Below are 18,424 nucleotides of genomic sequence, written 5' to 3' on the forward strand. Positions count from 1 at the left end.
CTTATAGGTGGATTACTTCGTCATAAGCATCGGCAACGGCTTCCATTACAGCTTCGCTCATGGTTGGGTGAGGGTGTACCGCCTTTAATACTTCGTGACCCGTGGTCTCCAATTTTCTAGCAACAACAGCTTCGGCGATCATGTCGGTTACACCAACACCGATCATATGGCATCCTAACCACTCACCGTACTTGGCATCAAAAATCACTTTTACAAAACCATCAGGAGTTCCAGCAGCTTTTGCCTTACCACTCGCGGAGAAAGGAAACTTACCAATTTTAAGGTCGTACCCTTGTTCTTTGGCTTGCTTTTCGGTCAAACCAACAGAGGCTACCTCAGGGATACAGTACGTACATCCTGGAATGTTGCCGTAGTCTAGTGCCTCAACATGCATGCCAGCCAATTTTTCCACACAAAGTATTCCCTCGGCAGAAGCTACGTGCGCCAATGCCTGTCCGGGAGTTACGTCACCAATGGCAAAGTAACCTGGAATGTTGGTCTGATAGTAATCGTTCACCAATATTTTGTCCCTATCCGTTGCGATTCCAACATCTTCCAAACCAATGTTTTCAATGTTGGTTTTGATGCCCACGGCGGATAGTACGATATCTGCTTCCAATACCTCTTCGCCTTTTTTGGTCTTTACCGTGGCTTTTACCCCATCACCTGAAGTATCAACTTTGGTTACCTCGGCAGAAGTCTTGATTTTTACGCCAGACTTTTTAAAACTACGCTCCAATTGTTTTGAAATATCCTCGTCTTCCACTGGAACTATATTGGGCATGTACTCAACAACAGTTACCTCGGTTCCCATGGAATGGTAGAAATAAGCGAACTCCATTCCAATGGCGCCACTACCTACCACGATCATTTTCTTAGGTTGTTTTTTCAAGGACATGGCCTCGCGGTACCCAATTACCTTTTCTCCATCTTGTGGAAGGCTGGGCAGCTCGCGGCTACGGGCTCCTGTTGCGATGATGATATTATCGGCCGAATACTCGGTGGTTTCTCCGTTTTCAGCTTTTACTTCAACTTTTTTGCCTGGTTTTACCTTTCCATATCCATTGATGACCTCGATTTTGTTCTTCTTCATCAAGAATTGAACACCTTTGCTCATTCCCTCGGCAACACCACGGCTTCTTTTAACAACCGCATCAAAATCATGGTCCACGTCTTTCGCACTCAAACCGTAATCCTCGGCGTGCTTCAAATATTCGAAAACTTGAGCAGATTTAAGAAGGGCCTTTGTTGGGATACATCCCCAGTTAAGACATACACCTCCCAAACTTTCTTTTTCTATAATGGCTGTTTTGAAACCTAATTGTGATGCCCTTATGGCAGTAACGTATCCACCTGGACCACTTCCCAAAACAATTATATCGAACTTGCTCATTAGATTTTGATTTTAGTTGTTAGATTAAAAAAACTGCCTTTGATTGGCAGGTGCAAAAGTACGCAAATCAATCTCCATTTCCCAAGTCGAAAAAATTCAAATATGGATTAGTTTGTGAAATAGGTGAAAACGGGTGTTCGCAATAAAAAAATATGGGGGTAAACCTTATGTTTCAGGGTCAAAATCAATGCTCACCGAATTAATGCAATAACGTTGTCCCGTGGTCTCTTTGGGGCCGTCGTTAAAAACATGCCCTAAATGACTGCCACAATTTGCACAGACTGTCTCGGTACGTATCATACCATGGCTGGTATCGCGAATATATTCAATGGCCCCCTCAACCGCCTGGTCGAACGAAGGCCAACCACAACCACTTTCAAATTTGTGCTCACTTTCGAATAATTTTGCATTACAAGCTTTGCAATGGTAGTCCCCGTCTTCAAAATGAAGGTCGAATTTGCCGGTATAGGGTCGTTCGGTCCCTTTTTGTCGCAAAACATAGTATTCTTCAGCGGAGAGTTCTTTTTTCCACTCTTCTTCGGGTTTGTTTACGCTGTATTTTTTGTCCATTGGATTTTTGGGCAATTTATTGGTTGTCGGGGATAAAATCAAGGGCTGCACCGTTAATACAATGTCTTTTCCCCGTGGTATTGCTCGGCCCATCATTAAAAACATGCCCCAAATGGCCTCCGCAAACTGCACAATGTTCCTCGGTGCGTGCCACGCCTATTTTGTAGTCCGTATCAAAAGCCACATTTCCTTCGATTTCCCTGTCAAAACTGGGCCATCCCGTTCCGGATTTAAATTTGTGCTCACTTTTAAAAAGAGGGGTTCCACAACCTGCGCACACGTAGGTGCCTTTTTCCTTATTATCCAACAAATCGCTGGAAAATGCATTTTCCGTTGCAGCTTTTCGAAGTACGTAATACTCCATATCGGTCAGTTCCGCTTTCCACTCGGCATCTGTTTTGTTTACTTTAAAAGTTTCCTTTGCAGTTTCTTTTTTCTCTTCTTGTGACGTTCCCTTGCATCCGGCAAATATTACCAAGGCAAGCAATAGCATTCTTTTTCCCATTCTTTTGTCTTTTATCTGTTTGGACGTATTTCTATTGAAATCCTTTCACTATAATGTATAAAAAAAAGTCCCATTGATGACCAATGGGACTTAAAATACTCTTTTTCAATCGATTAATTGACATCCAAGGTTGTAATGTGTTCTTCATCAATATTAAGATGGGACATTACACTTTCAATGTTCGAGGCATCAAAGTCGGGAGATTCGGCATATTCACTTGGCACAAATACAATCCTGAACAGCTGATTATCGGTGAAATCGGTGCTCAATGTAGAAAGGTCGAAGTTACCGTCAATAAATAGTTCCACATCCACAAAGGTGTGGGCAAAAACATATTGGATGGTACCTTCGTTCAAAAAGTAATTTTGGGGTATTTGTGTCCAAGCATCTGCAGTGGTCCCATCGTTGAGGTCAATTATACCGTCGTGTCTGTATACCAAAACAGCATCTGATTCAAATACTTCGAAGTCGGTGACATCGGAAAATGTAATCAGGGTGCTAAAAAGATTGGCCTCGGCATCGTAGCCAAAGTTCACGCCTTCGACTTCTACAACCTGTCCTTGAATGCCATCTGCCCCATCCAGTCCGTCAAGTCCATCGAGTCCATCAAACCCCGGAGGTCCTTGGGGCCCTTCGCATGCCGCGAATACAAAAACAATAACTGCTCCTAAAATTGTACTAAATTTATTCATGATTTTTGGATTTTGATTTGTGTTCATTTCATCTGTTGATGCAATAAAATCAAAAAGCGTTCCATTTTTAAAAAAAATGTTGTTTAAAACACCAAACCTGTTGTTATAATCGTATTCTTGCTCAAAGATGCTTATTATTGTATATGACTAAACCATCAAATATGTCCAAGGTAGTTTCACACAGTTTTTTTACGGAGTTTGATATCAATCTTTTTAAAGGGGGGAAGCACTTTCGCCTCTATAACAAATTGGGGTCGCACCTTACCGAAGTAGACGGTGTTAAGGGAACCTACTTTGCCGTTTGGGCCCCAAGTGCGAAATCGGTCAGTGTTATTGGAGATTTTAATTATTGGACCGCCGGTGAACATGAATTGAACGTTCGTTGGGACAGTAGTGGAATTTGGGAAGGATTTATTCCCGGAGTGGACAAAGGAACCAAATACAAGTATAAGATTCACTCGAACAACAACGATATCTGGACCGAAAAAGCAGACCCCTTTGCTCGTTTTTGTGAGCAGCCCCCACAAACCGCCTCTTTGGTTTGGGAGGATAATCATAAATGGAAAGACGATACTTGGATGGATACCCGAGAGGCGAAAAATGGTCTGGATAGGCCTTATTCGGTATACGAGGTCCATTTAGGTTCTTGGAAGAAAAAAAATGGTTGGGAGTCCTTGAGTTACCTCGAGCTGGCGGAACAGTTGGCAGATTATGTTGAGGAGATGGGCTTTACACATGTAGAGTTTATGCCCGTTATGGAATATCCTTACGATCCATCTTGGGGATATCAAATTACGGGATATTTTGCACCTACCTCACGCTTTGGAAAACCGGAGGACTTTAAAGTTCTGGTGGATGCCTTGCACCAGCGTGGTGTCGGGGTTATTTTGGATTGGGTGCCTTCCCACTTTCCCGAAGATGCCCATGGACTTGGTTTTTTTGATGGATCGCATTTATATGAACATCCCGATAGAAGAAGAGGTTACCACCCTGATTGGAAAAGTCTCATTTTTAATTACGGAAGAAATGAAGTGCGGGCATTTTTGATCAGCAATGCCATTTTTTGGCTAGATCAATACCATGTGGATGGCTTACGGGTAGATGCCGTGGCATCTATGCTTTATTTGGATTACTCACGGGAAGATGGCGAGTGGGAGCCGAACATGTATGGCAACAACGAAAATTTGGAGGCCATGTCCTTTTTACGGGAAATGAACCAAGAGGTTTATGCCAGTTTTAAAGGAATACAGACCATTGCCGAGGAATCCACTGCATTTACAGGCGTTACCAAACCTGTGCATTATGGAGGACTGGGTTTCGGTATGAAATGGATGATGGGATGGATGCACGATACCTTGGAATTCTTTAAAAAGGACCCCATACACCGTTCGTACGATTTAAATATGATCAGTTTTAGTCTCACCTATGCATTTACCGAAAACTTTATGCTGCCTTTTTCGCATGATGAAGTGGTATATGGTAAACAATCTTTGCTTTACCGAATGCCGGGTGATGAATGGCAACGATTTGCGAATCTACGGTTGCTGTTCGGGTATATGTTCACGCATCCTGGAGGTAACCTGTTGTTTATGGGAGGAGAGTTTGGCCAGTCTTCCGAATGGAATTTTCAGGAAAGTTTGGATTGGCATCTAACGCAATATGATTTTCATTCGGGAATACAGGAGGTGATCAAGGATCTGAACAAGATGTACAAGACCAATCCTGCACTATATGAAAAACAGTTTAATCCGGATGGGTTCCAATGGATTGAATACAACGACCAAGAAAATACAGTGATATCGTATATCAGAAAAGGCAACGACCCCAAGGATGATCTGATCATTGTTTGCAATTTTACTCCTGTACCACGCGAAAACTATAGGCTGGGAGTTCCAAAAACGTCTACCTTAAAATTGGTCTTTAACAGCGACGATAAAAAATACTCAGGTAGCGGGATGGGCAAAAAAACGATGAAACCATCCAAAACATCTTGGAATGGGTACAAGCAGTCAGTTTTGATGAATCTTCCACCTTTGGGTGTTGTCGTGTACAAATAAAGATACAACTACAACGTTGTAGTTAATTGCTTTTCAAAACATATTTTTATTTATTCGGGCTTTTGTGTTTCTTTTGTGAGCCTCAATCAATTATAGATGATAACCAATACTGAAATTGCAAAAACAGGGAACCAGTTCCCAAACCATATAGTCGATTTTAAACAAGAAAACGACAAATTATATTTTACCACTCAGAACGGTGTTATTTTACAAGTAACCATTTTAAGGGATAGCGTGGTCCGTTTCAGGTATGCCACCGAATATGTTTTTGAACCGGATTTTTCTTATGCGATAAGCGAAGATGTTAACCTCGGGTACAATGAGCTTACTGTGGAAAATGAGATACCGGAATATGTAATTACGACATCAAAAATCAAGATTTATATCAATAAGACCAACCTTAAGGTGCAAATTGTTGATATGGACGATGTGATTCTGGCCGAGGATGAACTGGGATTTCATTGGGAGGAGAATTTTGATTACGGGGGCAATGTGGTGAAAATGAGCAAGATTTCCCATTCGGGAGAGAGTTATTACGGCATGGGGGATAAAGCCTCACACACAAACCTGAAAGGAAAAAGGGTGAACAATTGGGTGACCGACTCCTACGCATACGGAAAGGACCAAGAGCCACTTTATAAATCCATTCCATTTTATATTGGACTGAAGGAAAGCATAGCTTACGGAATATTTTTCGATAATTCGTTCAGCACTTATTTTGATTTTGCTGCGGAAAAAAGAAATGTCACAAGCTTTTGGGCAGATGGGGGCGAAATGAACTATTATTTCTTTTACGGTCCCGAAATGAAGGAAGTAGTGGAGTCCTATACCGATTTGACCGGTGTTCCAGAACTTCCGCCACTTTGGGCTCTGGGCTTTCATCAATCCAAATGGAGTTACTATCCAGAGAAAAAAGTAAAGGATATTGCCAATACCTTTAGAAAATTGAACATTCCATGTGATGCCATTTACCTGGATATTGATTACATGGAAGGATTTAGATGCTTTACATGGGATAACAAAAAGTTCCCCAAACCTAAAAAAATGATTGAGGAACTCGAAGAAGATGGCTTTAAGACCATTACCATGATCGATCCCGGTATTAAGATAGATCGCGATTATTGGGTGTATCAACAGGCCATGGACAATGGTTTCTTTTGCCGAAGGGCGGATGGACCCCATTTTAAGGGAAAAGTATGGCCAGGGGAATGTAAGTTCCCGGATTTCACCAATCCTGAAGTGCGTGAGTGGTGGGCTGAACTATATAAGGAAATGATTGCCGATATGGGCGTTAGCGGTGTTTGGAACGATATGAACGAACCCGCCATCATGGAAGTTCCCACAAAAACGGCAAATTTGGATGTAAGGCACGATTATGACGGTCATCCTTGCAGTCATAGAAAAGCACACAATGTTTATGGGATGCAAATGGTACGGGCCACCTACGAGGGCGTTAAAAAGTTTATGTTTCCGCGTAGACCCTTTGTCCTAACAAGGGCAGCATATGCCGGAACCCAGCGCTATTGTGCCACATGGACGGGAGATAACGTGGCCACATGGGAGCATTTGTGGATTGCCAATGTACAGATGCAACGTATGTGCATGAGTGGATATTCCTTTGTAGGTTCCGATATTGGTGGATTTGCGGAACAACCCAATGGTGAATTGTTTGCCCGTTGGATGCAATTGGCTGTTTTCCATCCATTTTGTCGAGTGCATTCCAGCGGTGACCACGGTGACCAAGAACCCTGGTCTTTCGGCGATGAGATCACGGATATTGTAAGAGACTTTATTGAACTAAGGTACCAACTAATGCCTTACCTATATACGATGTTCTACAATTACATCAAGGAAGGCTTTCCAATGCTCCAATCATTGGTTTTTTATGATCAAGAAGATCCGCAGACACATTTCCGAACAGATGAATTCATATTTGGCAAACAAATGTTGGTTTGCCCTGTGCAAGAACCCAATGCCCAAGGTAGAAGAATGTATTTCCCTAAAGGGAACTGGTACAACTATTGGACCGATGAACTGACCGAGGGAGGAGTGGAACGTTGGGTGCCTGCCGAAATCCATCGGGTGCCTTTGTTTGTTAAAGAAGGAGCCATGATTCCCAAATATCCCGTACAGCAATATATTGGTGAAAAAGAAATAGAAAAGCTGGGGATTGATGTTTACTTTAAGGAGGGAACAGAAAATTCGAAGGTCTACGAAGACCAGCAAGAGGGCTATGATTATAAAAAAGGAAGGTATAGTCTGCGCCGTTTCAAATTAACGGGAAAAGAAAACGAACTTATCATCCAACAGTTCAAGGATGGTAACTTTATTACCCCTTACGATAATTTCAAAATGACATTCCATGGGCTTCCGTTTACCATAGAAACCGTGGAACTGGACAACGAAGAAGTTGATTTAAAGGATATCAAACTAAATGGTAATAACTCCATTGAAGTAAGCAAAGATTTCACGGAGCTCCATATTTTCGGAAAATAAAATTTTGTAATTTTCATAGGACAAAAACACGATTTACCATATGAAAAAGCTGAGTCTTACTTTGTTGGTGTTTATGGCTGTAATGGCCTGCAAAACCAATCCGTTTACAGGCAAAAGTACGTTGAACTTTTATGATAACAGTCAGATGTTTCCAATGGCGTTTTCCCAATACGATCAGTTTTTGAAAGAAAACAAGGTGATTACCGGGACTTCCGATGCACAAACTATCACAAGGGTGGGGCAGCGGATAGCTACAGCTGCAGAACGTTGGTTGGATGCCAATGGATACCCAGGATACTTGAAAGATTATCAGTGGGAATATAATTTGGTCGAGGATGAGGCGGTAAATGCATGGTGTATGCCAGGCGGTAAGATCGTTTTTTATACAGGTATTTTGCCGATAGCACAAAACGAGGCGGGCATAGCCGTTGTAATGGGGCACGAGGTAGCACACGCATTGGCCGATCATGGTGCCCAGCGTATGAGTGCAGGGACCTTGCAACAGATTGGGGCCGTAGCGGGAAATGTAGCTATTAAAGATGACAAGACAAGGGGCTTGTTTAACCAAGCTTATGGTGTTGGTTCAACAGTTGGGGTAATGTTGCCCTTTAGTCGAAACCATGAAACCGAAGCAGATAGAATTGGACTTCAGATTATGGCGATTGCCGGATATAACCCTGATGAAGCAGCTAAACTTTGGCAACGAATGAAAGCTAAGTCTGGAGGGCAGGCACCACCAGAATTTTTGAGTACACACCCGTCCAACGATACAAGAATCAGTAACTTGACCGCATGGGCCCCAGCCGCAAAACAAGAGGCACGAAAATTTGGGGTAACATCGTTTAAATAAAAGAACAACAACGTAAGAATGTCACTTTGAGCCAAATGAGAAATCCTATGAATGCGAAAGGGTTTTTCCATGGCATGCGAAGTGACATTTTTTCTTAATAAATAGCATGGCTCAAACACTGGCATTAAAAGGAAGCAAGAAACTGTTGAACGCCTGGGCATTTTACGATTGGGCCAATTCTGTGTATAGCTTAGTGATTTCATCTGCCATATTTCCCCTTTTTTATGGCTTGTTGTTCCGAACTGCTGGAATTGAGCAGATCACAATTTTTGGCGGTGAAATAGCTAGGGCACCCTTGATCAGCTATGTTACTTCTTTGGCCTTTGTTTTTATCGCCATTGTAACCCCACTTGTTTCTGGCGTGGCGGATTATTTGGGCAACAAAAAAGTGTTCCTCAAATTCTTTTGCTATTTGGGTGCAGCTTCCTGTATTGGATTATATTGGTTCTCGTTGGAACATATTTATTTTGGCCTCGCATGCTATTTCTTTGGCCTTGTGGGCTTTTGGGTGAGTTTTGCCATCAATAACTCCTACTTGCCGGATATTGCCTATCCAGAACAACAAGACCGTATTAGTGCCAAAGGTTTTTCTCTCGGTTATATAGGTAGCGTGATTTTATTGGTTTTCAATTTAGCCATGGTAATGAAACCAGATGTTTTTGGCATTACCGACAATGGTGGGGAAATCGCAGAATTAAAGGCCATGAAATATTCTTTTATTACTGTAGGTATATGGTGGGCACTATTCAGTCAATATACCTTTAAGCATTTGCCCAAAGGGTACAAACGTGAAGGAAAACGGGACCATATTATCCTGAATGGCTTTAAGGAATTAAAACTGGTCTGGCACCAACTTGGCGAGAATAGAAAACTGAAACGGTATTTAGGCGCCTTTTTCACCTATAGCATGGCAGTGCAGACCATTATGCTGATCGCCACCTATTTTGGAGAGGAAGAAATAGCATGGGGCTCCGATACGGAGCGAACCACTGGGTTGATTGTAAGTATTTTGTTGATACAAATTGTTGCTATTTTGGGGGCAACGGTCACCGCATGGGCTTCCAAAGCTTTTGGAAATATCAGAACCTTGGTGGTGATCAACGTAATTTGGGCATGTCTCTGTGTGTATGCCTATTTTCTTCAAACCCCAATGGACTTTTATCTTGCGGCCGGACTGGTCGGTATTGTGATGGGAGGAATTCAAGCCTTATCACGCTCCACATATTCTAAGTTTTTGCCGGAGACAACGGATACCACATCGTTTTTCAGTTTTTATGACGTGGCAGAAAAAATAGGGATCATTATCGGCACTTTTATGTATGGAATTGTTTCCCAGCTCACGGGTAGCATGCGTAACAGTACCATCTTTTTAGGACTGTTTTTTTTGATGGGAATATTTTTATTGCTCCGTGTAAATAAGGTGCAAACATCAAAATAACACATAAAAAAGCCCTGAGAATATCAGGGCTTTTTCAGTCTTTGATTGATGATAAACTCTAAATTATCCTTTGGTTATGTCTCCAGAACCAGAGGTTTTGGAGTTTATTTTTTTAGGATTTCCACGGTAATGGATATCACCAGAACCGGATACCCTCGCTTCAAGGGATTGGTTGGCGGTAACCTTGATGTCGGCAGAGCCCGAAACGGTTGCCTTTACAAAGTCAGCTTCTAAATCGTAAGCTTTAATATCTCCAGAACCGGAAACCGTAACGGTAAAGTCGGTTGCCCTACCGGATAGGTTGATGTCGCCTGAACCCGATAATGTAGCGTTCAACTCATCGGCGTCTACCATTAGCGTAACATCGCCGGATCCCGACATTGCGGTGCTGAAGTGGTCAGCTTTAATGGTTGTTTTTCCGACCAAGTCACCAGATCCTGAAAGGCTTACCGAATGCACTGATTCCACAGGTACTGTTACACGAATACCGTTTTTCCAGTTGGAAGACTTCAAATTGACGCCTTTTTCCTTTTTAATGACCAATTTTCCGTTTTTCACCTCGGTTATAATATATTCCAACAAGTTGGATTCTCCTGTTAAGGTAATTTCCCCTTCGGTACCCGATACCAGTTCCACATCGAACCATCCTGCCATGGCAATCTCGTCATAGTCGCTCACCGAACGTTCAATGGTAACTACATCTCCATTGCCCTTAATTCTTTTTCCCCATTGGGCATTGGTACAGGCCAACATTCCCAATGCCAGCGTAAGCGTGATAAATTTTTTCATGATTCTGTGTTTAAATTGTTTTTGATTTGATGTTAATTCTGATAAAATGATATGCCACCGTAGTCACTGGTAATGTTCACCCTGTTTCCGGAATTTGCTTGTCCGTAATAACCACTATAATATTTTTCATTGGATTTTTCTTCGCTGATATTAATTTCAAAATCGTCCTTGCCACTTACTCCGGCATATTCTGTTGAGATTTCAAAATCAAAATGATAACCGGTATCATAACCAATTTTTATTCCTGTGTAATCTGAACGTATTTCCAAATTACCGGCATCGGCTGCCATGCGGTCAATTCTTATAGAACCGTAGTCGCTCGTAAGGGATACATTGCCATGGACATTGCCCAATTTTACACCGATATAGTCGCCTTTACCGTCTACATTTTTTACATTTTTCACATCAATGGAACCGTAGTCACTGGAATATTGAAGGTTTTCCATTTCTTCTATGGTGGCATTGGTGTAGTCGGCCCTAATGTTTAGGTTGCCCGCTTTTTCAATGGTGAAACCAGAGTAGTCCGCTACAATTTCAGCACTGTTTACATAATCAAAAGTGGATCGAGAGGTATAGTCGAACCTGAGTTCGTTATTGCGTCCACGAAGTTCGCCTATTTCCAATTTACCGTAATCGCAGCTAATTTTGGCATGGCCATCAATACGGTCCAAGATAATGCTTCCGTAGTCGTTGCTTAGGTTAACACTGTTTTTTACGGGCAATTTAATCGTATAATTCACCTGTACGCTGACTTTTTTGCGTTTTCCCCAGCTCCATCCCCAGCTATTGCTGCGGTTTCCAAAATCGGTTTTGGCCGATACCATGCTGGCACTGTTCTCAAAATCCACATTGATTTCGTCCAATCGTTCTTTTACACGGTCTTCATCGTTGCCGTTGGTTTTTATATGCACCTCGATTACAACCCGGTTTTCGTTCCAAGAAGTTATGTTGAGGTTACCGTAGCTATTGTCAACCTTTAATAAAGCATCGGAATTAACATTGTATTCCTTTTTAATGGTTTTTTCCTTGGTATACCTGCCATTCAGCTTATCGTTGTCCATATGGGCACTCGCGACAAGGGGAATCAAAGCCAAGGCGAAAAAGATGTGTTTAAATTGTAAAGCTTTCATCATTTTGTGTTTTTAAATTCTTAATATTTTCTATTTGGCTCAAAACTTCTTTCAAAAGGTCGATTCGTGTTTGGAAATTTGTGATCATCGCGCTCAATATGATCTTGCTGTCACCACCGTCTACCAAATCTTGCTCAAGGGATTGGTAATCTTTGTCCAACCGTTGTAGTTGTGCCAAGGTGTCATCCACCAATTGGGCGGTTTCCGGTGTTTTTTCTTCTTTGAGCACTTCTACTTGCTGCTCTATAAGATTTGCAAAGTAGAACTCCGTTTCGGAAACTTCCGGGGCAATTTTCACCACCTGTTGTTTAATGTTCGGTTGAGGTCCGAAAGCTTGGTATCCCAAAATGGCAACCAGGGCTATAGATGCGGCAATGGACAAAGTTTTCCACCAAGATGTATTTTTTTTGTTTAGGGCGATGGTGCCCTGGTTTTGGTTCAGTTTTTCCAAAAACCGTTCTTGGTGTCCGCTTTGTGGCTCGGCTACATCGAACTCCCCTTGGAGTCTTTCAAACAAACTATCTAAACTATCCTTGCTCATAACTAAACATTTACGGTCAACTTTTTTCTAAGGCTCTGTTTGGCCCTCGAAATCATGGTTCTACAATTAGCATAGCTAATGTTCATTATTTCACTTATTTCTTCGTAATCGTACCCTTCAATTAAATGTAAGGTCAAAGAAACTCTGTAATTGTCTTTCAAACTTTTCATGGTTTCCATCACTTTTTGAGCCTTCAGTTCTGTGTAACCATTTTGATCCGAAGCAACTCCATCATTATCTTCGACCTTGTACATTACATCATCCAAATCGGCAGCACGTTTTTTCTGCTGCTTTTTGTAATGATAAATACTGTTATTGATCACGATCCGCTTCAACCATGCCCCAAAAGTGACGTCTCCTTTAAAGGTGTGCAGTTTGGTAAATGCGCTCAGGAACGATTCCTGCATCACATCCTCGGCTTCGGCAGTGTGTTTTACAATCCTAAAAGCAGTGTTGTACATTGCTTTGTAATAGCGGTTGTAAACCTCTAGCTGCGCACTTTGTTGCCCCTGCATGCACAATTTGAGCAGTGTGTCAATATGTTCATTTTGTTGGCTCAAAAAATGAATGGTTTGTCTTATAGATTATACAATTTACCATTTGTTACACTTTTTTCTTAAAATTTGATTTTTAATGGCACAGGAATTGCCAATTATTGGGTGATAATAAGTCTTCGATTCGCTATAAACATTGATTTTGAGGGGTTTGCGAAGACTCGAATGTTGAATTAAAATGTTGGTCGATCGTCTATTCTGACAAAATGACCGAAAAGATGATATGGGAGAGATGAAAATTACCAAATTTGACAATATAGATCTTCAGGGGCTTGATGAAGATGCGGAATTGATTCCGTTGTTGACCCCGGAGGACGAAGAACAGATGAACAGGGAGAGTTTGCCGGAAACTTTACCGGTACTGCCACTTAGGAATACGGTTTTGTTCCCTGGGGTTGTTATTCCTATTACCGCTGGGAGGGATAAATCCATCAACTTGATCAAGGACGCCAATAATGGTTCCAAGACCATTGGTGTAGTGTCCCAAAAAGATGAAAGTGTCGAAAACCCAGGTCCTGAGGATATCAATACCATGGGAACCGTTGCACGTATTTTAAGGGTGCTTCAAATGCCCGATGGAAACACTACCGTGATCATTCAGGGAAAGAAAAGGTTTAAAATAGACGCCGTTCTTACAGAGAAGCCTTATATGACCGCGAAAGTTAGTGAGGCCAAGGAAGAACGTCCCGATGAAAAAAGCAGCGAATTTGAGGCTATTATAGATTCTATCAAGGAATTGGCCTTCAAGATTATCAAGGACAATCCGAATATTCCGAGCGAGGCTACTTTTGCCATCAAGAATATTCAGAGCAATTCGTTCTTGATCAATTTTGTGTCATCCAACTTGAATCTTGCCGTAAAGGAAAAACAGCAACTTTTGGAAATGCCAAATCTTCAGGAAAGGGCTTTGGCCACCTTGAAGTACATGAACATGGAACTCCAAAAGTTGGAACTGCGCAACGATATACAAAGCAAGGTCCGTAGCGATATGGACCAACAGCAACGTGAATACTTCCTTCACCAACAAATGAAGACCATCCAAGAGGAACTTGGGGGGTTGTCTTATGAGGAAGAGGTGGACGAAATGGCCGAAAAGGCCAAAAAGAAAAAGTGGGGAAAAAAAGTGCAAGAGCATTTTGAGAAGGAACTCTCCAAAATGCAGCGCATGAACCCACAGGTGGCAGAGTATTCCATCCAACGGAACTATTTGGACCTGTTGTTGGATTTGCCATGGAACGAGTATTCCAAAGACAAGTTTGATTTGAAAAGGGCCCAAAAGATCTTGGACAGAGATCATTACGGTCTGGAAGATGTAAAGCGTCGAATTATTGAATATTTGGCAGTTCTGAAATTGCGAAACGATATGAAGTCGCCGATCCTTTGTTTGTACGGTCCTCCTGGTGTGGGTAAAACCTCTTTGGGAAAATCTGTGGCAGAGGCCTTGGGCAGGGAATATGTGCGCATGTCCTTGGGTGGTCTTCGTGATGAAGCGGAAATCCGCGGACACCGAAAAACATATATCGGAGCCATGCCGGGTAGGATTATCCAGAGCTTGAAGAAAGCAGGAACTTCCAACCCCGTATTCATTTTGGACGAGATTGATAAGTTGGCCAGTAGCCACCAAGGGGATCCATCTTCGGCCATGTTGGAGGTGTTGGACCCCGAGCAAAACAGCGATTTCCACGATAACTTCTTGGAAATGGGCTATGATCTATCCAAAGTCATGTTCATCGCAACGGCGAACAACCTGTCCACCATACAGCCAGCTTTGCGCGACCGTATGGAAATTATCAACGTGACCGGCTATACCATCGAGGAAAAGGTGGAGATTGCCAAGCGTCACTTGTTGCCCAAGCAGTTGGAGGAGCATGGGTTGTCCAAAAAAGATTTGAAAATCGGTAAGCGCCAATTGGAAAAAATCGTCGAGGGTTATACCCGAGAATCCGGGGTGCGAAGCTTGGAAAAACAGATAGCCAAGGTAGTGCGTTACGCTGCAAAGTCCATTGCGATGGAAGAAGAGTACAACGTTACCTTGACCAACGAGAATATTGAGGAAATTTTGGGCCCTGCCCGATTGGAACGCGACAAGTACGAAAACAATGATGTGGCAGGCGTTGTCACAGGCTTGGCGTGGACCAGCGTAGGAGGCGATATTTTGTTCATTGAATCCATTCTTTCTCAAGGAAAAGGGACTATGAACATTACGGGTAACCTTGGAAAAGTAATGAAGGAGTCCGCCACCATTGCCATGGAATACATCAAATCCAATGCCCATGAATATGGTATTGATTCCAGCGTATTTGACAAGTACAATGTGCATATTCACGTTCCGGAAGGAGCTACGCCAAAAGATGGTCCAAGTGCAGGTATTACCATGTTGACCTCATTGGTGTCCCTTTTTACGCAGCGCAAAGTGAAAAAGAGCTTGGCCATGACTGGTGAGATCACCCTTCGTGGTAAAGTGTTACCGGTAGGTGGAATCAAGGAAAAAATCTTGGCGGCGAAAAGAGCTCGAATCAAAGAGATTATTCTTTGTGCGGACAACAAAAAAGATATTGAGGAAATCAAACCGGAATATCTGAAAGGGCTTACTTTCCACTATGTTACCGATATGAGCGAGGTTATCGATATTGCCATTACCAAACAGAAAGTGAAAAATGCAAAGACACTTTAAATGACTTTGGTCATAACAGCATAAGACCTTTTCTGCCTATTTTTGGTATATGGGAAAAATAACGATAGCAATTGATGGATATTCCTCTACGGGAAAAAGTACGATCGCCAAAAGGTTGGCCTCTACCTTAAACTATATTTATGTGGACACAGGTGCCATGTACCGCGCCGTAACCCTTTTTGCGCTGCAACAAGGCATTATAAGTGAAAGGGGAGAGGTGGATGAAGCCACATTGATTGATAAATTATCCGAGGTGCACCTCAAATTTGTGCCCAATAAAGAAACAGGGAAGTCCGATATGTTCCTAAACGATGTGAACGTAGAGAAGGAAATCCGTTCGATGAAAGTGTCTAGACAGGTGAGCAAAGTATCAGCTATCAAGGATGTTAGGGAAAAGTTGGTGAAAATCCAACAAGAAATGGGCAAGGACAAAGGCATAGTAATGGATGGCCGTGATATTGGCACCGTTGTTTTTCCAGAAGCGGAGCTAAAATTATTTATGACGGCGTCTCCCGATAAGCGAGCGGCCAGGCGCTACAAGGAATTGTTGGAGAAAGGCGAGGAAGTTACCTATCCCGAAGTATTGAAAAATGTGGAGGAAAGGGATCGTATCGATTCCACCCGAACCATTTCACCCCTTACCAGGGCCAAAGATGCCATTGAGTTTGATAACAGTGACATGGGCTTGGAGGAGCAGTTTGAACGAATCCATGAGTTTGCCAAAAGGGTGATTGCGAAATAGGGTTAATGGGCCTATCACCTGTGCATGACCCAAGCATTGCTTTGAAGGGTATCGGTGAATTATTTTACTATGATTTTATCCTTCATCATTTCAGGTGGATATCCCATTATTCCGTCATGATGTTCATTACAGTAAAACCCATACTCGCTGCCGTCATGGGTTCCCAAATGTTTATGGATTTCAACGCATTCATCCAAATCAAGTCTTTGTGAGAGCGAAACAGCATCTATAAAGCAGTTGTAATACACCCACTCCCGACAATTATTTGACCACGCTTGCCCACGATACTTTTCTTTTATCTTTTTTTCTTGTATTATTTTTTCAATCGGCTGTAGGTGTTCACAAATCATTTGTTTTGTTTTAAAAATAGTTAATCAGGGGCAATGAATTATGGTCAAGTAATGAAGAGTAGCGAGTATTGATCAATGTTGTACTTCTATTAAAAAAAAAATCATTGATTGAATCTCCCCAACTCCTTACTAAGTTCTTCCAAAATTTCATAGATCTGTATATTTATTCTTTGGGTATATTGAAAATTTAGTTCAGCATCCGCTCCGATCAAAGTACTGACATGATATAAGGAACTCGAATCATTTTTAAAGCCCTCAATATCCATTTTAAAATCCTCCATAGCCTTTTGAGTAATAATTCTATCTTCTCTTCTGTTATGGTTTTTCCATAAATACGTCATAATCTCAGCATCAAAATATTTGTAGAGATGTGCATTGTACTTCTTCTTGAGTTCATGAGCTTCCATGAATAGAAATGAATTCGCGGAACTGATATTACTCTTATAGTTGGAGATTTTGGTTTTTAAATTTTCACTGGTTATTAAACTCAAATTTCCCGAAGATATGATTTCATCATAAGTGGGGGTATGGCTTTGAAACAACAAGGTTTTCCCGTTAAAAAACAAAAAGCTCACTAAAGAATCTGAGCGTAAATTGTTTTTTCCTCGTAAAAATAACTTTATCATCTTGCCATCATGTACTTTCAAATTTGTCAGCCAAGCTTGTGTGGCGATTGTACTACTGTCCTTTTTGAATTCTTTTTGCATTTGTTCCAACAGATAAAATTCCTTTTTGGAATTCTTTTTTACTTCATTCCAATTATTGATCTGTATGGCGATTAAAATCCCTATCACAACCAGAATAATTTCACCAATTGCATATTTCAGGTACTTTCCGGTTTTTCCCTCTGAAAGTAAAAATCGTCTAGTTTTTCTAAAGAATTTTATCATTGGTTTGTGATTGGTCATAGCACGACTATTGAATGAACATCGTATCAATGGATTTTACTGCAAGTTCAATGTCGTATGGAGTGAATTTAACAATTTTAACTCTAAGCTTAATAAACAAAAAACGCCCAAAGGGCGCTTTTTTAGTTTATAATGAAATACTGTTCCAGACAGTGCTCGAACTGTCAACTACTACAAATTCGGAATTACCAATACCTGATCGGGATGGATCACGTTCGGGTCTTTTAAAATATTGGTGTTCGCATCAAAAATTTTGGTGTATTTCATCGGGTCGCCGTAGTAATGCTTAGCAATCTTGCTCAACGATTCTCCGCTCTTTACCGTATGTCTGTGATACACGGAATCATCCTCCACGGTAATATTTGCTTTAATATCGGATGGGTGCTCCCCGCCAATTTCTTTGATCTTGTCCCATAACAGGTTCTTTTCATATTGGGTCTTGGTCATTCCCTTTATCTTCAAAATGTCGCCCTCAACATTTACATCGCCGTTTTTCACTTCCAACTTTTCACCTAAGTCGAGTACAGGTTGATACTTTGCTTTTACATTCATAAGGGTACTTTTTTATAGTTAATAATTAGAACATTCAAGATAATCAATCCGCGAATATTTTGCCATTAAATAATGGTAATACTTTTTTTGCGTAAACCTGGCTTGTAGGCTTTGTATATCAATATTTTAATTGTATTTTTGCACCCCTTTTGGCAAGGAGGCAAGAGAAAAAGGGAATTTAGA

General features: G+C 41.6%; 17 protein-coding genes. 6 read left to right on the top strand and 11 right to left on the bottom strand.

Going from position 1 to position 18,424, the window contains the following annotated elements; translation table 11 throughout:
* Position 1: 1 nt before the first annotated feature.
* From lpdA to J0X13_RS14595, 4 genes are all read right to left on the bottom strand, one after another.
* Entirely contained in the window at positions 2 to 1,393 is a 1,392-nt protein-coding gene (lpdA, locus tag J0X13_RS14580) for a dihydrolipoyl dehydrogenase (protein WP_207025622.1), read from the bottom strand.
* A gap of 165 nt (positions 1,394 to 1,558) precedes the next feature.
* Complete coding sequence (msrB, locus tag J0X13_RS14585) at positions 1,559 to 1,963, bottom strand: peptide-methionine (R)-S-oxide reductase MsrB (RefSeq protein ID WP_207072126.1); 405 nt, start codon at positions 1,961 to 1,963, stop codon at positions 1,559 to 1,561.
* A gap of 16 nt (positions 1,964 to 1,979) precedes the next feature.
* Positions 1,980 to 2,468, bottom strand: a complete 489-nt coding sequence (msrB, locus tag J0X13_RS14590; RefSeq protein ID WP_207072127.1) for a peptide-methionine (R)-S-oxide reductase MsrB — start codon at positions 2,466 to 2,468, stop codon at positions 1,980 to 1,982.
* 113 nt (positions 2,469 to 2,581) lie between these two features.
* Positions 2,582 to 3,160, bottom strand: a complete 579-nt coding sequence (locus J0X13_RS14595) for a collagen-like protein (RefSeq protein ID WP_207072128.1) — start codon at positions 3,158 to 3,160, stop codon at positions 2,582 to 2,584.
* Positions 3,161 to 3,321: 161 nt separating this feature from the next.
* On the opposite strand from J0X13_RS14595, the gene glgB reads away from it, so the two are divergent.
* The 4 genes from glgB to J0X13_RS14615 all read left to right on the top strand — a co-directional run bounded on the left by glgB (position 3,322) and on the right by J0X13_RS14615 (position 10,001).
* A complete protein-coding gene (glgB, locus tag J0X13_RS14600) occupies positions 3,322 to 5,217 on the top strand; it encodes a 1,4-alpha-glucan branching protein GlgB (RefSeq protein WP_207072129.1) in 1,896 nt (631 codons plus the stop codon).
* 96 nt (positions 5,218 to 5,313) lie between these two features.
* Positions 5,314 to 7,713 carry a glycoside hydrolase family 31 protein gene (locus J0X13_RS14605; RefSeq protein WP_207072130.1) on the top strand — a complete coding sequence of 800 codons (2,400 nt, stop codon included), beginning with the start codon at positions 5,314 to 5,316 and terminating at the stop codon, positions 7,711 to 7,713.
* Positions 7,714 to 7,753: 40 nt separating this feature from the next.
* Positions 7,754 to 8,563, top strand: coding sequence for a M48 family metallopeptidase (locus tag J0X13_RS14610; RefSeq protein ID WP_207072131.1), 810 nt, complete (start codon positions 7,754 to 7,756; stop codon positions 8,561 to 8,563).
* Between the two features lie 106 nt (positions 8,564 to 8,669).
* The gene (locus J0X13_RS14615) at positions 8,670 to 10,001 is read left to right on the top strand and encodes an MFS transporter (protein WP_207072132.1); all 1,332 of its coding nucleotides are present in this window, start codon (positions 8,670 to 8,672) and stop codon (positions 9,999 to 10,001) included.
* Positions 10,002 to 10,064: 63 nt separating this feature from the next.
* Here the strand turns inward: J0X13_RS14615 and J0X13_RS14620 are convergent, their stop codons facing one another.
* From J0X13_RS14620 to J0X13_RS14635, 4 genes are read right to left on the bottom strand one after another with little or no spacing between them, the layout of a single operon-like run.
* A complete protein-coding gene (locus tag J0X13_RS14620) occupies positions 10,065 to 10,790 on the bottom strand; it encodes a head GIN domain-containing protein (RefSeq protein ID WP_207072133.1) in 726 nt (241 codons plus the stop codon).
* Between the two features lie 32 nt (positions 10,791 to 10,822).
* Positions 10,823 to 11,920 (bottom strand): DUF4097 family beta strand repeat-containing protein, encoded by a 1,098-nt coding sequence (locus tag J0X13_RS14625; protein ID WP_207072205.1) that lies wholly within the window; start codon positions 11,918 to 11,920, stop codon positions 10,823 to 10,825.
* A complete protein-coding gene (locus J0X13_RS14630) occupies positions 11,901 to 12,461 on the bottom strand; it encodes a hypothetical protein (protein ID WP_207072134.1) in 561 nt (186 codons plus the stop codon). The genes J0X13_RS14625 and J0X13_RS14630 overlap by 20 nt, the downstream gene beginning before the upstream one ends.
* 2 nt (positions 12,462 to 12,463) lie before the next feature.
* Positions 12,464 to 13,021: an RNA polymerase sigma factor gene (locus J0X13_RS14635; protein WP_207025643.1), complete on the bottom strand. Its 558-nt coding sequence runs from the start codon at positions 13,019 to 13,021 to the stop codon at positions 12,464 to 12,466.
* Between the two features lie 217 nt (positions 13,022 to 13,238).
* Between J0X13_RS14635 and lon the strand changes: the two genes are divergently transcribed.
* Together lon and cmk are read left to right on the top strand one after the other, a co-directional pair.
* Positions 13,239 to 15,689 carry an endopeptidase La gene (gene lon, locus J0X13_RS14640; protein ID WP_207072135.1) on the top strand — a complete coding sequence of 817 codons (2,451 nt, stop codon included), beginning with the start codon at positions 13,239 to 13,241 and terminating at the stop codon, positions 15,687 to 15,689.
* Between the two features lie 49 nt (positions 15,690 to 15,738).
* Positions 15,739 to 16,431, top strand: a complete 693-nt coding sequence (gene cmk / locus J0X13_RS14645) for a (d)CMP kinase (RefSeq protein WP_207072136.1) — start codon at positions 15,739 to 15,741, stop codon at positions 16,429 to 16,431.
* 59 nt (positions 16,432 to 16,490) lie between these two features.
* Here the strand turns inward: cmk and J0X13_RS14650 are convergent, their stop codons facing one another.
* The 3 genes from J0X13_RS14650 to J0X13_RS14660 all read right to left on the bottom strand — a co-directional run bounded on the left by J0X13_RS14650 (position 16,491) and on the right by J0X13_RS14660 (position 18,241).
* Entirely contained in the window at positions 16,491 to 16,781 is a 291-nt protein-coding gene (locus J0X13_RS14650) for a hypothetical protein (protein ID WP_207072137.1), read from the bottom strand.
* Between the two features lie 101 nt (positions 16,782 to 16,882).
* Positions 16,883 to 17,671: a DUF6090 family protein gene (locus J0X13_RS14655; RefSeq protein ID WP_207072138.1), complete on the bottom strand. Its 789-nt coding sequence runs from the start codon at positions 17,669 to 17,671 to the stop codon at positions 16,883 to 16,885.
* 189 nt (positions 17,672 to 17,860) lie between these two features.
* Positions 17,861 to 18,241, bottom strand: coding sequence for a LysM peptidoglycan-binding domain-containing protein (locus J0X13_RS14660; RefSeq protein WP_207072139.1), 381 nt, complete (start codon positions 18,239 to 18,241; stop codon positions 17,861 to 17,863).
* Positions 18,242 to 18,424: the final 183 nt, after the last annotated feature.

It is taken from the genome of [Muricauda] lutisoli (nom. illeg.), from assembly GCF_017313105.1.
GTDB classification, from domain to species: Bacteria; Bacteroidota; Bacteroidia; order Flavobacteriales; family Flavobacteriaceae; genus Flagellimonas; species Flagellimonas lutisoli.

Excerpts from the sequence above, each read along its gene's own strand:
- lpdA (WP_207025622.1), bottom strand. The coding sequence starts at position 1,393 with ATGAGCAAGTTCGATATAATTGTTTTGGGAAGTGGTCCAGGTGGATAC.
- msrB (WP_207072126.1), bottom strand. The coding sequence starts at position 1,963 with ATGGACAAAAAATACAGCGTAAACAAACCCGAAGAAGAGTGGAAAAAA.
- msrB (WP_207072127.1), bottom strand. The coding sequence starts at position 2,468 with ATGGGAAAAAGAATGCTATTGCTTGCCTTGGTAATATTTGCCGGATGC.
- J0X13_RS14595 (WP_207072128.1), bottom strand. The coding sequence starts at position 3,160 with ATGAATAAATTTAGTACAATTTTAGGAGCAGTTATTGTTTTTGTATTC.
- glgB (WP_207072129.1), top strand. The coding sequence starts at position 3,322 with ATGTCCAAGGTAGTTTCACACAGTTTTTTTACGGAGTTTGATATCAAT.
- J0X13_RS14605 (WP_207072130.1), top strand. The coding sequence starts at position 5,314 with ATGATAACCAATACTGAAATTGCAAAAACAGGGAACCAGTTCCCAAAC.
- J0X13_RS14610 (WP_207072131.1), top strand. The coding sequence starts at position 7,754 with ATGAAAAAGCTGAGTCTTACTTTGTTGGTGTTTATGGCTGTAATGGCC.
- J0X13_RS14615 (WP_207072132.1), top strand. The coding sequence starts at position 8,670 with ATGGCTCAAACACTGGCATTAAAAGGAAGCAAGAAACTGTTGAACGCC.
- J0X13_RS14620 (WP_207072133.1), bottom strand. The coding sequence starts at position 10,790 with ATGAAAAAATTTATCACGCTTACGCTGGCATTGGGAATGTTGGCCTGT.
- J0X13_RS14625 (WP_207072205.1), bottom strand. The coding sequence starts at position 11,920 with ATGAAAGCTTTACAATTTAAACACATCTTTTTCGCCTTGGCTTTGATT.
- J0X13_RS14630 (WP_207072134.1), bottom strand. The coding sequence starts at position 12,461 with ATGAGCAAGGATAGTTTAGATAGTTTGTTTGAAAGACTCCAAGGGGAG.
- lon (WP_207072135.1), top strand. The coding sequence starts at position 13,239 with ATGGGAGAGATGAAAATTACCAAATTTGACAATATAGATCTTCAGGGG.
- cmk (WP_207072136.1), top strand. The coding sequence starts at position 15,739 with ATGGGAAAAATAACGATAGCAATTGATGGATATTCCTCTACGGGAAAA.
- J0X13_RS14650 (WP_207072137.1), bottom strand. The coding sequence starts at position 16,781 with ATGATTTGTGAACACCTACAGCCGATTGAAAAAATAATACAAGAAAAA.
- J0X13_RS14655 (WP_207072138.1), bottom strand. The coding sequence starts at position 17,671 with ATGATAAAATTCTTTAGAAAAACTAGACGATTTTTACTTTCAGAGGGA.
- J0X13_RS14660 (WP_207072139.1), bottom strand. The coding sequence starts at position 18,241 with ATGAATGTAAAAGCAAAGTATCAACCTGTACTCGACTTAGGTGAAAAG.